The sequence below is a fragment of the Micromonospora sp. CA-244673 genome, from assembly GCF_050948395.1.
GTDB lineage: Bacteria > Actinomycetota > Actinomycetes > Mycobacteriales > Micromonosporaceae > Micromonospora.
In genome coordinates this window covers 3,448,958-3,463,670 of record NZ_CP192019.1, presented here as the reverse complement: position 1 = coordinate 3,463,670, position 14,713 = coordinate 3,448,958, and the positions used below count along the sequence as shown (strand labels likewise).

Genomic DNA, 14,713 nt, shown 5'->3' with positions numbered 1-14,713 from the left:
CTCGGCGGAGTGCAGTCCCTCATCACCGAGAACGAGACAGCCGCAGGTTGAGAAGGAGCCGTTCACGAGACGGTCCCCTTCTCGGCGCGCTTGGAATTGAGGAAGAGTTCGAGGGCCTCGACGACGAGGCGGTGGTCGTCGAGTTGGGGCAACCCTGAGACGGTGACGGTGCCGACCGGACCGGTGCCCCTGAGGATGATCGGGAAGCAGCCGCCGTGCGCGGCGTACAGGGCCGCGTCGAGGTGGGACTTTTCCTCGAAGGTGGTGCCGCGGTCGCGGTAGGTCTGGCCCACGAGGTAGGAGCTGTGTCCGAACCGGCGGACCACGCGGATCTTGCGTTCGATCCAGTCGTCGTTGTCGGCAGAGGTGCCGGGCAGTGCGTAGTGGAAGAGTTGGTGGTCGCCGAGGCGGATGTCCACGGTGACGGCGTGGCCGCGCTCTCTGGCCAGCCCGACCAGGCGACTTCCCAGGGCCCAGGCGTCGTCATGGTCAAAGCGGTCGAACTGGAGGCGTTCTTCCTGCTCCTGAAGCTCCGGCGTCACGGCGTACCGTTCCCTTCCTCGATCGTCAGGACGATCTAAGCAGAGGAAGAGCCGGCGAGCGGAACCTTCATCGTGCCGTACGTCCGTCAGCAGATCGCGGGGGGCGCCGGCATACGTCGGAGAGGGTCTTCACACGTCGTCAAGCATTCGGGGGTCCGAACCAGCGGCGCAGGTAGGCACGTAGGCCGGTCAGGTCAGTGCCGCCTGCGCGGTAACCGACGTGCCCGTCCGGCCGGACCAGATAGGCGGCGTGCGCGCCGGGAGCAACACCCAGCCGGCGCAGCACCTGGTCATCAGACTCGGGCGCCGCCCCGACCGGACCGGCGAGGTGATGTGCGGCGAGCCTGCCGTGGTGGCGCCGGGTCAGGTCGTCGATCTCGTGCGCCGGCCAGCCTTCGGGCGGGCCGCAGAGCAGCAGGTGCCAGCCGGGCGCGGCGGTGAGCCGGTGCAGCGAGCCGCCGTCGGCCAGGGGGCCGTCGGGCAGCCGGTCGCCGGCTCGCGGACCGGTCCGCGGCCCGTGCGGGCCGTCGGTGGACAGCGGACTGCGGTGGTAACGGATGGCAAGCTGGGCGACCGTGCGGAACGCGGTGGCTCGCACGATCCGGGGCGCGAGGACCGCCGGCAGCAGGGCGGGTGCGAGCCGGGTCCGGGCGAAGCGGACCAGCGGGTTGGTGGTCGTGGCGACGGTGAAGGCCCGGTCGCTGAACCGGAGCACCATCCGGCCGACCGGGGCCCGCTCCGCGTGGTAGCTGTCCAGCAGCGCCGGGTCGGCGTCGGCGTGCAGGGCCTGGGCGAGTTTCCAGCCGAGGTTCACCGCGTCCTGGATCCCGGTGTTCATGCCCTGCGCGCCGGCGGGGCTGTGGATGTGCGCGGCATCCCCGGCCAGGAACACCGGTCCGGCCCGATAGGCGGTGGCGGCCCGATGGTGCAGCCGGAAGTTCGTCGCCCACAGCGGGTCGTGCAGCCGCAGCGCGCCGCCGGCGTACGCGTCGGCCAGCGCCTGCAGCTCGGTGAGGTGGACCGGCGCGCTCGGCGGGGTCGCGTCGTTCAAGGGTCGCATCGCCACCATCCGCCAACTGGCCGGGCGCCCGAGCGGGAAGAGGAACAGCAGCCCCCGCCCGGCGAGGAAGGCGTGTGCCGCGCCCGGTTCGACGCCGTCGACCTCCAGGTCGGCCAGGACGAACGTCTGCGGGTACGCGCCACCCTCGAAGCCGATCCCGGCGAACTGCCGCACCGCGCTGTGCGCACCGTCGCAGCCGACCACGTATCGGGCCGACACCTGTTCCTCGCGGCCGTCGCGGTCGCGCAGCGTCGCGACGGCGGCCTGATCGGTACGGTCCAGGCCGACCAGTTCGACGCCGCGTTCGACGCGAACGCCGAGCGTCGCGAGGTGCTCGCCGAGCAGCCGTTCGGTCTCCGCCTGGGACAGGAACAGCAGATACGGGTACGCCGTGTCGGGCAGGCCCAGGTCGAACAGCGGCACCGAACGTTGCCGCCGGCCCGCGTGCAGGGTCAACCGGACCGCCGGGTTGCCGGCCGCCACCATCTCGTCGGCCAGTCCGAACCCGGCGAGAACCTCCAACGTGCGCGGCTGGACCGCCAGCGCCCGCGACTCGTGTACCCGGTCGAACGCCCGGTCGACCACGCGCACCCGCGCGCCGTGCCGGGCTAGTTGCCCGGCCATGGTGAGGCCGGTCGGCCCCGCGCCGACCACCAGCACCTCCACCTCGGAGCCCGCACCGCCCGTCATCGGCAGCCCCCTGGTTCAGCGGCGAGGATGGCACCCACCGGTCAGGGCCACGGTAGCGCCAAGGGTGCAGGTGTAGTGCCCGAGACGAACCTCAGCTGCGCGGATTACGGGCCACGAATGATCGACGGAGGGAACGCAGGCTCCTGGGCAGTCAGCCGGTCTCGTCGTCGTGCTCGCCCCGGTCGGTTCTGCTCTGCCCCATAAAGCGCATGCCGATGGCGGCGAGAAGACATGCGGTGGTGACGGCGGCAAGCAGTAGGTGGTAGCCGCCGTGCGGTAGGAGCGCGGCGGCAAGCAGGGGTGCGGCGGCTTTGGCGGTGGTGACGGGGGCGGCGAGTCGTCCGGCGATGGTGGCGTAGGCGGTGGTGCCGTAGCGGTCGGCGAGCAGTGCCGGGGTGGCGAGGCTGGCGATGCCGAAGCCGAGCCCGAATCCGGTGACGGTGACGATGGCCCCGACGCGGGTTCCGGCGGTGAAGGGCATGGCGAGGGCAGCGACGGCCTGGATGGCGAAGACCGTGGCCACGACGGTGGTGACCCGGATGCGGCGACGCGCGCCGGTGAGAACGAGCCGTCCGGTGACGGACAGGACGCCGAGCAGGCCGGCAATGGTGGCGGCGAAGGTGGCGGGGTGGCCCCGGCTGGTGAGGTAACCGACGAGGTGCACGCCGATGGTGCTCGTGGCGGCGCCGTGCGCGATGAGGGCGGCGGCGAGGATCCAGAACCCGGGATCGCGCAGCGCGGCGCCGGCCGCGGCCCGCCGCAGGGTGTGTTCAGGTCGCGCCGTAGGGGTGGGTGCGGCGGTGTGCGGTGTGCGGATGGTGAGGGCGTGCAGGGGGATGTTCACCGTGCCGTGGATGGCGGCAAGGGTGAGTAGCGCGCCGCGCCAGCCGAGGTGCGCGACCAGCATGCCGGTGAGGGGCATGAAGATGGTGCTGGCGAACCCGGCGACGACGGTGACCGCGAGCAGCGCGGTGGAGCGTCGGTCGGGGGTGAACCAGGAGATGATGACCGCGAAGGCGGGTTCGTAGAGGACCATCGCGCCGGTGATGCCGATGCCGATCATGACGGCGTAGAGCTGCCCGGTGGTCTGGACCTGGGACCAGGCGATCAGGAGTGCGGTGGCGGTGATCGAGCCGGCGGTCATGAGGGCTCGTCCGCCGTGCCGGTCGAGCCACCTCCCGACGGGGATGGCCATCAGCGCGCCGGCGAGAACGCTGGCGGTCAGCGCTCCGGTGACCGCGGTGGTGGAGGCGCCGAGGCTGGCGGCCATGGGACCGAGCAGGACGGCGAACGCGTAGTAGAGGGTGCCGTAGCCGGTGGTGGAGGTGATGGCGAGGGCGGCGACGATGCGCCATCCGTGGCGCCCGCCGACGGTCGGGTCGGCGGGCACCATGGTGGTGGTCATCAGCTGGCGCAGCAGCCGCCGGTCTGGCCGCTGGTCGGGGTGTCGAGGCTGATGAGGTTCAGCGGTGCGGACAGCAGCCCGCCGGAGATCCCGGTGGCCAGACCCTTGCCGGCCGGCTGGGCTGCCGGGGCGGGGCCGCAGCAGCTGTCGGTGCCGGTGGAGTCGGCGGGGTTGCTGTTGCAGACCCCGGTTTCGGGCAGGTCGAGCTGGACGTCGCGGGCGGCGTCCCAGTCCCCGGCGAGGGCGGCGACGACGGAGCGGACCTGTTCGTAGCCGGTGGCCATGAGGAACGTCGGCGCGCGGCCGTAGCTCTTCATCCCGACGGCGTAGTAGCCCGCCTCCGGGTGGGCGAGTTCGTCGACGCCGTGCGGGGGCACGGTGCCGCAGGAGTGTTCGTTGGGGTCGATCAGCGGTGCCAGCGCCCGGGTGGCGCCCATGACCGGGTCGAGGTCCAGGCGCAGCTCGGCGGCGATGGAGTGGTCGGGACGGAAGCCGGTGGCGGCGACGATCCGGTCGACCACAACCTGCTCGTCGCTGCCGTCGGCGTGCCGGACGACCACGGCGACCCGGCCGCCGGTCGGGGTGAGCGCGTGCACGGAGAAGCCGGTGAGCAGCCGGATCCGGCCGGCGTCGACGTGCTCCCGCAGCCGCGAGCCCAGCGCGCCGCGGGCGGGCAGGGCGTCGGCGTCGCCGCCGCCGTAGGTGCGGGTCGGGCTGGCCGAGCGGATCGCCCAGGTCACCTCCGTGCCCGGCTCGGTGGCGGCCAGCTCGGCGAGGGAGAGCAGGGTGTTCGCGGCGGAGTGGCCGGCGCCGACGACGAGGGTGTGCCGGCCGGCGAAGCGGTCCCGGTCCGCGCCGAGCACGTCGGGCAGTGCGTGCTCGAGGAACGCGGCGCCGTTCTTCTCGCCCCGGGCGGGCAGGCCGGAGGCGCCGAGGACGTTGGGGGTGCCCCAGGTTCCGGATGCGTCGATGACCGCCCGGGCGAGCAACTCGTCGCCGTCGGCGAGGCGGATCAGGAACGGCGTCTGTTCGCGACCGGCGGTGCGCAGCCGGTCCAGGCCGAGCCGGCTGATCGCTTCCACCCGGGCGCCGTAGCGCAGGTGGGGCTTGAGCTGCGGCAGCTCCGCGAGGGGCTGGAGGTAGTCGGTGACCAGCTCCGCGCCGGTGGGCAGGGCGTCCTCGGCCGGGGCGACCCAGCCGGCGTCGTCGAGGAGTCGGCGGGCGGCCTGGTCGACGTTGTACCGCCACGGGGAGAAGACCCGAACGTGCCCCCACTGCCGCACGGCCGCGCCGGCGGTGTCGCCGGCCTCCAGGACAAGGAAGGGCAGGCCGCGGTCGTGCAGGTGGGCGGCGGCGGCCAGACCCACCGGGCCCGCGCCGATCACCACGACGGGCAGCTCGGTCAGGACGGTCATCGGAAAACTCCTCTGTGTTGAAAACTATCGAATCAGAAAGGTGCAGTGGTGCTGGGACATGCGGAGCTGAAGGGGTTCAGATGGCGGGGCTGCGCCGCTCGAGCAGGATCACGTCGCGCCACCGGCCGTGGTGCCGTCCGACCCGTTCGCGGGTGCCGATGACGCGGAAGCCAACCCGCTGGTGCAAGGCGAGACTGGCGGTGTTCTCCGGGAAGACTCCGGATTGGATGGTCCAGATGCCGGCGGCCTCGGTGGAGGCGATCAGGGCGTTCAGCAGCAGCCGGGCCACCCCGCGGCCCTGGGCGGCGGGATCGACGTAGACGGAGTGCTCGACCACCCCGGCGTAGACCGCCCGGCTCGACGTCGCCGACACCGCCACCCATCCGATCACGGTGTCGTCCGCGTCGACGGCCACGAAGCGGTGGTCAATCAGCCGGGTCTCGTCGAATGCCCGCCAGGTCGGTGCGGTGGTCTCGAAGCTGGCGTCACCGCCGTCGAGGCCGGCCTGGTAGATGGCGAGGACTCGATCGGCGTCGTCCGAGGTCATCGGGCGGACGGTGATGTCGACCATCAGCAGGCTCCGATCGGGTTGGGGGCGGGACGGCCCATGACGACGTCGGCGGCGGACGGGAAGCAGCTGACGCAGGCGTCGTTGACGCGGTAGTGACGGGCGGTGCCGACCGGCTCGACGAGCACGAACCGCACCTCGGTCAGGATCTTCAGGTGCTGGGAGACGGTGGACTGGGCGAGCCCGACGGCGGCGACGATCTCCCCCACGCTCATCGGCCGGGCGTGTCGGGCCAGGTACTCCACGATCTGCACCCGGGTCGGGTCCGCGAGGGCCCGGAACCACGAGGCATAGGTCTGCGCGGTGTCCCGGTCGAGGAGGTCGTCCACCACCACTCCTTTTATCGTTTATCGCCGATTGGCGATGGAAGCGTAGCAGGCGCCGTCCCGGCGAGGTGGGCGGTGGCGACGACGAGGCGGGCGATCGCGGTCAGGGTGGCAGGGTCGACCTTGTCGGGGGTGTCGGCGGGACTGTGGTAGCCGCCCATCCCGGCGCCGACGCCGACCGCAGCAAGGCCCGCTCCGCCGTAGCGGCGGTTGTCCGATGCCACCGGGCCCGCCGCCAGGGGGACGCCGGTGTGCCGACCGGCCTGGTCCAGCAGCGCCAGAAGGCGGTGGGCGGGGCCGCCGGCCTCGACTGCCGCCGCCCCGTCCAGGCGACCGGCGCCGTCGACGTTGATGACCAGCGGTGCGGCGCCTTCGGCGCGGAGTTGGGTGGCGTGGTGGGCGGAGCCGAGCGCCCCGACCTCCTCGCCGTCGAGCAGCGCGACGGACAACCCGACACCTGCGGGGAGTCCGGCGGCGAGGATGCGGGCGGCTTCGAGGACCACGGCGACGCCGGTGGCGTTGTCCGATGCCGCGGGCAGGCGAAGCCCCGGGTGGTCGCCGACGCCGTCGTAGTGCGCGGTCAACAGCAGGTCCACGGCCCCGGGGGTGGGCTGTCGGGGTCGGGCGAGAACGTTCGTGCCGGTGACGTCGTCGCGGCGAAGCGGCGTGGCCCCGTCCAGCCAGCCGGCGCCCGTGGCCGCGGCGGCGAGGACGACGTGATGGGTGTCCGGGTCGAGGGTGAGCACCGGCAGCGGCCCGGGATCCGGTCCGGCGAGCATGGTGAACTGCCAGCCCTCGGCGTCAACCGGGCGACGGACCAGCAGGCCGGCCGCGCCGTGGGTGTCGCGGTAGGCGTCGAACAGGCTCATCTCGGCCGGCACGACGAGCCACCGCCCGGCCGGGTCGTCCGTGCCGGCGAGGCCGAGCGGGCCGCGGGTGGGGTCGGCGGTGTCGGCGGAGGCGGGGTGGATTGCGACCTGCCGGCCGAACACCAACTGGTGGGAGTCGTTACGGTTTCCCCAGGTGACCGCCGGCGCCTCGTACACCTGCGGCACCGCGCGGACGGGAAAGTCCTCGGTGCGGACCTCACCGTGAAGGCCGGTGAGGTGGTCGACGAGCCAGGCGCGGGCCGCCGCGCCGCCGGGCGAGCCGACGCGCCGACCGGCCAGGGGGTCGGAGGCCAGGGTGGCGACGGTGGCGGTCATCCGGCCGGCGCTGACCTGGTCGAGCAGGCTCGCGAGGTCGGTGCGGGTGGTCATGAGCAGCATCCCTGTCCGGTGGCGATCGCGTCGGTCCTGGCCTGCGTCCCGCAGCACGAGTCGGCCTGCTGTGCGGCCTGCCGGGTGCCGCAGCAGGGGTCGCTGGTCGCGCTCCCGCCGGCCGGCGGGAGGATCGCGCCGACGCCCTGGGCGGGGCTGCCGCAGCAGGCGCCGGAGCCGGTGACCTGCAGGGCGGCGGCGGGGTCGCCGGCGAAGCCGCCGACGGTGGGGGTGTTCTCGGACATGTCGGGTCCTCTCCTCAGCGGGGGCTGACCAGCGTGTAGGCGGCTGTGCGGGCACGGTCGTAGAGGCGATCGACTCGCTGGTCAGGAGTGGACACCCGAGCACAGGAGTCGCAGAACCGGACCCCAGCCACGGCTGAGGGCCGGCGACGCGTAAAGCCGAACATGACGAGCCTCATTTCCACGGGACGCCTGTCTTGACGTCCGTCTAACCAGAGACTTGCACGCTGATTAGAGAGATGTCAACCTAGAGGCATGTCGAAGCAACAGGCCCCGCTCCCCCTCGTCGACCTCAACGCCGACACGCCGTGCTGCCCCCCGCTGGCGCAGCGCCGGGTACCGGCCGAGACGGCCGCTGTGCTCGCGCCCGCGTTCAAGGCCCTCGGCGACCCGGTACGGCTGCAGCTGATGTCGATGATCGCTTCCGCCGAGAACGGCGAGGCGTGCGTGTGCGACCTGACGCCGGCGTTCGACCTGACCGGGCCGACGATCTCCCACCATCTCAAGACGCTGCGCGAGGCGGGCCTGGTGGACGCCGAGCGGCGGGGCACCTGGGTCTACTACCGGGCCCGGCCGCAGATCCTGCGCCAGCTCGCCGGCCTGCTGTCGATCGAGCCGACGGCCGCCTCGCAGCGGTAGGCCGCCGCCGCATCGCGCGGCGCCTTGTGCTTTCGCGCGGCCATCCTGTCAATGCCGGCCCGCGATGTCGGGCCACTGTTGAGCGGCTGCCCGCCCGTGGCCGTGCGGGGCGAGGACGGTCGCTCGCCTGTGCGGCGAGTGCCTCCACGACGTGCGCGGCGTGGTGGCCGACGCCGCGCCCGACCATCCTGGACAGCAACACCATGGGAGAGAACAGACTGATGGCCATCGCACTTCGACGGCGCCTGCTGGCCGAGTTCACCGGCACCGCCCTGCTGGTCACCGCCGTGGTCGGCTCCGGCATCATGGCCACCACCCTCTCCCCCGACGACGTGGGCCTGCAGTTGCTGGAGAACTCCACCGCCACCGCGTTCGCCCTCGGCGCGCTGATCCTGATCTTCGGCCCGGTGTCCGGAGCGCATCTCAACCCGGTCGTGTCCGCCGCCGACTGGTTCCTCGGCCGCCGCGCCGGTACCGGGCTCACCGCCCGCGACCTGGGCGGTTACGTCCTGGCCCAGGTCCTCGGCGCGATCGCGGGGTCGGTGTTGGCGAACCTGATGTTCAACTTGGCCGCCGTCGACTTCGCCAGCAAGGACCGGTCGGCCGGCAACCTGTGGCTCGGGGAGGTCGTCGCCACCACCGGGTTGATCCTGCTGATCTTCGCCCTCGCCCGCTCCGGCCGCGCCGCGGTCGCCCCCGCGGCCGTCGGCGCCTACATCGGGGCCGCGTACTGGTTCACCTCGTCGACCTCGTTCGCCAACCCGGCGGTCACCATCGGTCGCGCCTTCACCGACACCTTCGCCGGAATCGCCCCCACGTCCGTGCCCGGCTTCGTCGTGGCGCAGCTCGTCGGCCTCGCGGTCGGTGTCGGCCTGCTCGCCGCCCTCTACCCCGACGCCGGCGCCGCCGCCGACCAGGTCGTCGTCCCCGCCGACGAGGACGCCACCGTCAACCACCGCTCATGACAGAGAACCCACACGACCCCAGCGCGGCCCAGGTTTCGCCCGGCTTGTTCAACCGCCGCCACGACCCGGGCCGCTACCGGACGCTCGACCGCGACAGCAACCCGGACCACCATCTGTTCCTCGACCTCAACGACGTGCCGGTCAACCGGCCCCGCGACTCGGACTGCACGGAAGGCACCTCATGAACGACAAGCCCAGCGTCCTGTTCGTCTGCGTCCACAACGCCGGCCGCTCCCAGATGGCCGCCGGGTGGCTGCGCCACCTCGCCGGCGACAGCGTCGAGGTCCGCTCCGCCGGCTCCGCCCCGGCCGCGACCGTGAACCCGGCCGCCGTCGAGGCCATGCGGGAGGTCGGCATCGACATCACCGACCAGACCCCCAAGCTCCTCGAGTACGAGACGGCGGAATCCTCGGACATCATCGTCACGATGGGCTGCGGCGACGCCTGCCCCGTCTTCCCTGGGAAGCGGTACGAGGACTGGAAGCTCGAAGACCCCGCCGGCAAGGGCGTCGACGCGGTACGCCCCATCCGGGACGAGATCCGCAACCGGGTGGAGACGCTGCTCGCCGAGCTGCACCCCACCGCCTGACACCCGCCCGCACGGTCGCCCGCCGGCGCCTGCCGGTGGGCGGCTCACCCGCCCTCGACGCCGAGCGGTACCTGGCCGCCCTGCCCTGACCGACGCCGCCCGAGGCCGGCCGAGCCGGCGGGGGCTCGGGTCTACGGCTGTCCGCGCAGTCGGGCGGCGATGTCGGTGACCGTCGCCTTGGCTGTGCGCCGAGTGGTCCAAGATCCGCGACGCGCTGGGCCGGTGCCGACACCGGCACGGCCACGGACATGGCCGGTATGGGCCACCATGGCTCCCTGCCGGCAACTGATGATGACCCGGTCCTGGTTGTACCGGCATGTCCCCGGCGTTGGTGCAACGATGGGAGCGTGGGAACTGCGAAAACTGCCACCCCTGCCATCTCGCCGCTTGCCGGCGAGCCGATCAAGCGTGCGGATGCCGAGCGGCTCGCGGGAGTGCTGAAGGCCTTCGCCGACCCGGCCCGGCTGCGACTGCTCAGTCTGATCCAGTCATCCCCGGAGGGCGAGGCGTCCGTGAGTGACCTCACCGCGCCGCTTGGTCTGTCCCAGCCGACCGTCAGTCATCACCTTCGGATCCTCACCGAAGCGGGCCTGCTCGAGCGCGAGAAGCGGGGCGTGTGGGCGTACTACCGCCTGGTGCCGTCCGCGATCTCGGCGATCGCCGAGCTGTTGACGCCGCCTCGCAAACGGGCGACGAAGAAGGCCCGCTGAGCAGGGGACGGTGGGGCCGCCGGCACCCGATCCTGCGGGTGCCGACGAGCGGCCAGCACCAGGGGCCGCACCGGGTAATGATCGACGAATCACACGGTCGGCGTCGTCTGCCAGCCGCAGCCCACGATCCGCCACCTGGCCCCTGAGGGCCGGCGCTGCCACTGTGGCGCGGGCCCTGGCCTCTCCCCCGGGCTGTCGGCAGCGCAACGGCGTGCCGATCAGTGAGGCGGGGGCCCAGGTGCGGGACGTGGCGGGGCGGCAAGCCCGCGGTTGAGCCCGCCGCTCGTTCCCCACGTCGATCCGACCTGGTGCGTCGCCCGCTCGCCTCGGACACGGGCACGTGTTTCCAACGGCTGCCGATGCCTGAGCGAGAGTCAACGGAACGCGCCTATTTACGGGTCGCTGGTGCCTCGCGGCCGAGGTGGGCGCGGGCTCGGGCCATACGAATGGCGGCGGCCAAGGTCGTGATGTCGTAGGCGCCGTAGTGGCGGCGGCCGTTGATGAAGAACGTCGGGGTGCCGGACACTCCGCTGTTGTCGGCGGAGTCGATGTCGCTTTCGATGCGGGCGGCGTGGGCGTGACTTGTCAGATCGTCGTGGAAACGTTCCTGATCCAGACCGAGGTCGCCGGCGTATCTGATCAGGTCAGTGATGTTCAGCTTGTCCTGGTGGTCGAGCAGCAGGTCGTGCATCTGCCAGAACTTGCCCTGGGCGGCCGCTGCTTCGGCGGCCTCGGCTGCGAGCCGGGCTTGCGGGTGCACGTCTGGCAGCGGCAGGTGACGCCACACGAAACGCAGGTCGGCGTGGCCCAGCAACTGCCGGACGGCTGGCTCGGCCTTCCCGCAGTACGGGCACTGGAAGTCGCCGTACTGCACCAGCGTCACCGACGCATTGGCTGGGCCGCGGACGTGGTCCTGCTTCTCATCGACCTCCGGGATGAGGTCGATCAGCTCCGTCATGTCGCCGAAGAGCGCCCGGATGTGCTTGTCCCTGGGCAACATGTTGGTGACACGGAACGCGGTCCAGGTCAGCGCTGAGCATACGATCGCGGCGCTGAGCACCCCGACTTTGGCCTCGGCCAGTTGGTCGCCGGTGAAGGCCAGGCTCGCGATCAGCAGCGACACCGTGAAACTGACACCGGCGATCGTGCCGCTGCCGAGCACGCCCGCCCAGCCCACGGCCGGACGGATCCGACCGCGGGAGATCCAGGTGAGCCCGGCCGAGGTGCCGATCACGGCGAGCGGCTTGCCGACGACATACCCGAGCAGTACGCCCCAGGTGACCGGCGACGTGAACGCCTGGGCCAGGAACGGGCCGTCGATCCTGATGCCAGCGTTGGCCAGGCCGAACAGCGGCACGATGGCGTAGCTGGACCAGGGGTGGTAGATCCGCTGAAGGCGGTCGTTGGGCGACAGCGTGTTCGCGAGGCCGATCGATGCCGTACGCGCGAGCTTGGGCGTCGGCTGCTCACGGAACGACCGGAACAGCCCGCTGACCTGCTCGAGCTCAGCTCGGCCGGGAGAGTAGGCGAACGCAGTCAACCCGATGGCCAGCCCAGCCACGACCGGGTCGACTCCGCTGACCAACAGCGCGCCCCACATCACGGCGGCGAGCGGCACGTACGCAGCGCCACGTCGGACGCCGGCTGCGCGGATGGCCAGCATGACCGCGAACGCCGCCACGGCCACCACGATCGGCATCATCTTGATGTCGTCGCTGTAGACCAGGGCGATGACGATGAGGGCAATCAAGTCGTCGACCACGAACACGGTGAGCAGGAAAATCCGGACCCGGTCGGGCACGCCCCGGCCGAGCAGTGCCAGCAGGCCCAACGCGAGGGCGGTGTCGGTCGACATAGCCACGCCCCAGCCATGCGCGCCCGGCCCGCCGTGGTTGATCATCAGGAAGATCAGCACCGGGATCAGCATGCCGATCACGCCGGCCACGCTGGGCAGCACGAAACGTCGCCGGTCGCGTAGGTCGCCGAGGTCGAACTCGCGCCGCGTCTCAAGGCCGACGACCAGGAAGAACAGAGTCATCAAACCGCTGTTGATCCAGGTGTGCAGGTCGCGGGAGAGCTCGAGGTGCCCGAGGCGTAGGGACAGTTGGGTACGCCAGACGGCTTCGTAGGAGCCGGGGTCGATGTTGGCCCAGAGCAGTGCGGCGACGATGGCGGCCACGAGCACGCCGGCGCTGCCGGACTCAGTCCGCAGGAAGGCTCGCAGCGGTGCCGCTAGTTCCGGCTTCCAGACCGTTCGGCCGCTCATCTTGGTTTCGGTCACACGTCACCTTCCGGCGCGCTGGCCGGGCCAGCGTGGATAGCTAGATCACGTGCAGCGATGCGGGCACGCGACCCCTCGGTTCAGTACTGATCGCGCTGCCCCGGCCGGGGCCAGCTGCGGACGGTGCGACGAGGCCCGCCGGTCCCTGCAGGCTGCGGACGACTACCCGTGAGCTCATGGTCGGGACGACCGCGCACATCGCCCTGCTCGGCAGACGCTCAAGCGTTACCGAGCCGACCGCACCGGCCCTGTTCTGAGCTGACGGCACGAGTCCGCCGCAGTCCGCCAGGACTCAGGAGCTACGCCGCATGTAAGGCGCCGCATCGCGTTCGAGCTGTCGCCGTCGACGGAAACACCGTCGCCGCCCGGGCGGGAACGACCACTGCTTGCTGCTCGGCCGTGATCGCCGAGCAGCAAGCGGCCTGATTTCAGCGCGGCCCGACGAACTCGGTCCTGACGCTCCAGGCGAACTGGATCAACAGGGTCACCGGGGACTTCTCGGCAATGTCATGCATCACCTTCAAATCGTCGGGGTCAGGTTCTTCGCTCAGCGTGATCGTGCGCTGCAGGTAACGCTCCGCGCCTTCCTGCTCGGGCTCGTGGTAGTCGATCTCGACGGTGATGTCACCGGCGGTGTCGTACTTGTAGTCGACGTACTGCCTGAGCGTCTGAGCAGTGCACGACGCGAGCGCCATCAACAGGTACTCCGTCGGCGTCGGGCCTTCGCCGAGTGCGCCGTTGTGCGGTTCATCGGCGACGAACGTGAAGCCGCGGGTGGTGATGTCCGTGCGCCGGCGCTCAGTGGCCGGAAGGACAGCTCGGGCGGATGCGACGACACGATCCTGATCGGTTTCCATGAGCCGCGCCTTCCTGTAGATCCTGGTAATGACGGTCCAGGTACGCGGATCCAGCAGCAGCCGAGCCGCCGTTTGAGCGGGGGCTGTGGCTGGGCGCATCACCCCGCGACCAAGTACCTCCGCAGGCTAGCTCGCATGGACTCAGTAGTCCAGATAACCGCTAGTTGCCGGAGCCGCTAGGCCCTCACGGACCCATCACCCAGGGTCGCTTTAGCTGCATTGATGGGCGGTTGAGACCATCGAGACACGGCTGGGACCAATCAGCGCCAGGAACCCGATGATGGACCCATCAGTCCGTTAAGGCTGGGATACGCAGTCGTAGTACGAGGCGATCCAACGATGCGTGGAGCGACTTGATGACCGCTTTCTCACCGCGGGTGAAGACGGCCGGCACCTACTGTCGGCCATCGTGTCGCGTTGTCATCGATATCCAGGCTGCTCGCACCCGCCGTGACCAGCCTGATCACGATGACGAGGGCTCGATTAGCGGGTCGGCTCGCCGGACGGCTGCGAGAGGAACGACTTGATGTGTTCCAGTGCCATGTCCAGCGCGACTTCCATGGGTGCGACGTTGTGCGCGGCGTTCGCCAGCAGGTAGCCGCCTTGCAACGCTGCCATCAACCCCGTGGCCAACTTCTCCGGGTCGGCGTCCTGGCGCAGTGCACCGCTGTCCCGCATCCGGTGCAGACCATCACTGATCAGCTTTTCCCATGCCGCGAACGTCTCCAGCAGCATCGATCGAGCCTGCTCATCTTGATCGGACAGCTCGACGGCCATTGACCCGAGGCCGCACCCGTATCTGCCGTTGTTCAGCGAGTTGGCCTGGACCAGCGCGTTACGCCACCGGACCAACCCTGAAAACGATCTCAGTCGTTCGAGCCCTCCGCGCTCGCGCTGAAGCACAAGCGCGCCTCGATATTTGACCAACGCCCGCACGAGTTCCTGCTTGTCGGCGAAGTGGTGGTAGAGCTGAGACTTGCTGGTCTGGCTTGCCTCGCGGACGTCGTCAAGGGTCGTCGCGTTCACTCCGCGCACGAACATCAGCCGGTTCGCCGCCTCGAGGATCCGCTCTCGGGTCGCGATGCCCCGTTGACTGATCCTCCGCCTATTCGTCGGCGCAGCCACCTGCTCGTCGCTCATCGGCCAAGTCTATCCAGCGAGCCAG

General features: G+C 70.9%; 16 protein-coding genes. 5 read left to right on the top strand and 11 right to left on the bottom strand.

Annotated features, from left to right (window positions below):
• Nucleotides 1-62: 62 nt before the first annotated feature.
• The 8 genes from ACQP12_RS16115 to ACQP12_RS16080 form a co-directional block, all read right to left on the bottom strand.
• A complete protein-coding gene (locus tag ACQP12_RS16115; protein ID WP_433288842.1) occupies nucleotides 63-542 on the bottom strand; it encodes a heme-degrading domain-containing protein in 480 nt (159 codons plus the stop codon).
• Nucleotides 543-681: 139 nt separating this feature from the next.
• On the bottom strand, nucleotides 682-2,292 hold the full coding sequence (locus ACQP12_RS16110; RefSeq protein WP_433288840.1) for an FAD-dependent monooxygenase: 1,611 nt from the start codon (nucleotides 2,290-2,292) through the stop codon (nucleotides 682-684).
• A 151-nt stretch (nucleotides 2,293-2,443) separates the two neighbouring features.
• Nucleotides 2,444-3,697 carry an MFS transporter gene (locus ACQP12_RS16105; protein ID WP_433288838.1) on the bottom strand — a complete coding sequence of 418 codons (1,254 nt, stop codon included), beginning with the start codon at nucleotides 3,695-3,697 and terminating at the stop codon, nucleotides 2,444-2,446.
• Nucleotides 3,697-5,112, bottom strand: coding sequence for an FAD-dependent oxidoreductase (locus tag ACQP12_RS16100; protein WP_433288836.1), 1,416 nt, complete (start codon nucleotides 5,110-5,112; stop codon nucleotides 3,697-3,699). The genes ACQP12_RS16105 and ACQP12_RS16100 overlap by 1 nt, the downstream gene beginning before the upstream one ends.
• A 76-nt stretch (nucleotides 5,113-5,188) precedes the next feature.
• Nucleotides 5,189-5,683: a GNAT family N-acetyltransferase gene (locus ACQP12_RS16095; protein WP_357949174.1), complete on the bottom strand. Its 495-nt coding sequence runs from the start codon at nucleotides 5,681-5,683 to the stop codon at nucleotides 5,189-5,191.
• Complete coding sequence (locus tag ACQP12_RS16090; protein ID WP_433288834.1) at nucleotides 5,683-6,009, bottom strand: ArsR/SmtB family transcription factor; 327 nt, start codon at nucleotides 6,007-6,009, stop codon at nucleotides 5,683-5,685. The genes ACQP12_RS16095 and ACQP12_RS16090 overlap by 1 nt, the downstream gene beginning before the upstream one ends.
• An 11-nt stretch (nucleotides 6,010-6,020) precedes the next feature.
• Complete coding sequence (locus tag ACQP12_RS16085) at nucleotides 6,021-7,265, bottom strand: M28 family metallopeptidase (RefSeq protein ID WP_433288832.1); 1,245 nt, start codon at nucleotides 7,263-7,265, stop codon at nucleotides 6,021-6,023.
• Nucleotides 7,262-7,510 (bottom strand): hypothetical protein, encoded by a 249-nt coding sequence (locus tag ACQP12_RS16080; RefSeq protein WP_433288830.1) that lies wholly within the window; start codon nucleotides 7,508-7,510, stop codon nucleotides 7,262-7,264. Before ACQP12_RS16080 ends, ACQP12_RS16085 begins: the two co-directional genes overlap by 4 nt.
• Nucleotides 7,511-7,762: 252 nt before the next feature.
• Here ACQP12_RS16080 and ACQP12_RS16075 point away from each other — a divergent pair, with 252 nt between their 5' ends.
• From ACQP12_RS16075 to ACQP12_RS16055, 5 genes are all read left to right on the top strand, one after another.
• Entirely contained in the window at nucleotides 7,763-8,146 is a 384-nt protein-coding gene (locus tag ACQP12_RS16075; protein WP_357949184.1) for an ArsR/SmtB family transcription factor, read from the top strand.
• A gap of 221 nt (nucleotides 8,147-8,367) precedes the next feature.
• A complete protein-coding gene (locus tag ACQP12_RS16070) occupies nucleotides 8,368-9,111 on the top strand; it encodes an aquaporin (RefSeq protein ID WP_433288827.1) in 744 nt (247 codons plus the stop codon).
• Nucleotides 9,108-9,296 (top strand): hypothetical protein, encoded by a 189-nt coding sequence (locus tag ACQP12_RS16065; protein ID WP_433288825.1) that lies wholly within the window; start codon nucleotides 9,108-9,110, stop codon nucleotides 9,294-9,296. The genes ACQP12_RS16070 and ACQP12_RS16065 overlap by 4 nt, the downstream gene beginning before the upstream one ends.
• A complete protein-coding gene (locus tag ACQP12_RS16060) occupies nucleotides 9,293-9,700 on the top strand; it encodes an arsenate reductase ArsC (protein ID WP_433288823.1) in 408 nt (135 codons plus the stop codon). Before ACQP12_RS16065 ends, ACQP12_RS16060 begins: the two co-directional genes overlap by 4 nt.
• Nucleotides 9,701-10,047: 347 nt before the next feature.
• Nucleotides 10,048-10,410: an ArsR/SmtB family transcription factor gene (locus ACQP12_RS16055; protein WP_433288821.1), complete on the top strand. Its 363-nt coding sequence runs from the start codon at nucleotides 10,048-10,050 to the stop codon at nucleotides 10,408-10,410.
• Between the two features lie 388 nt (nucleotides 10,411-10,798).
• Here the strand turns inward: ACQP12_RS16055 and nhaA are convergent, their stop codons facing one another.
• From nhaA to ACQP12_RS16040, 3 genes are all read right to left on the bottom strand, one after another.
• A complete protein-coding gene (gene nhaA, locus ACQP12_RS16050) occupies nucleotides 10,799-12,691 on the bottom strand; it encodes a Na+/H+ antiporter NhaA (protein ID WP_433288819.1) in 1,893 nt (630 codons plus the stop codon).
• A gap of 428 nt (nucleotides 12,692-13,119) precedes the next feature.
• Nucleotides 13,120-13,548, bottom strand: coding sequence for an OsmC family protein (locus tag ACQP12_RS16045; RefSeq protein WP_357949211.1), 429 nt, complete (start codon nucleotides 13,546-13,548; stop codon nucleotides 13,120-13,122).
• 483 nt (nucleotides 13,549-14,031) lie between these two features.
• Complete coding sequence (locus tag ACQP12_RS16040; protein ID WP_357949214.1) at nucleotides 14,032-14,688, bottom strand: TetR/AcrR family transcriptional regulator; 657 nt, start codon at nucleotides 14,686-14,688, stop codon at nucleotides 14,032-14,034.
• Between the last annotated feature and the right edge of the window lie 25 nt (nucleotides 14,689-14,713).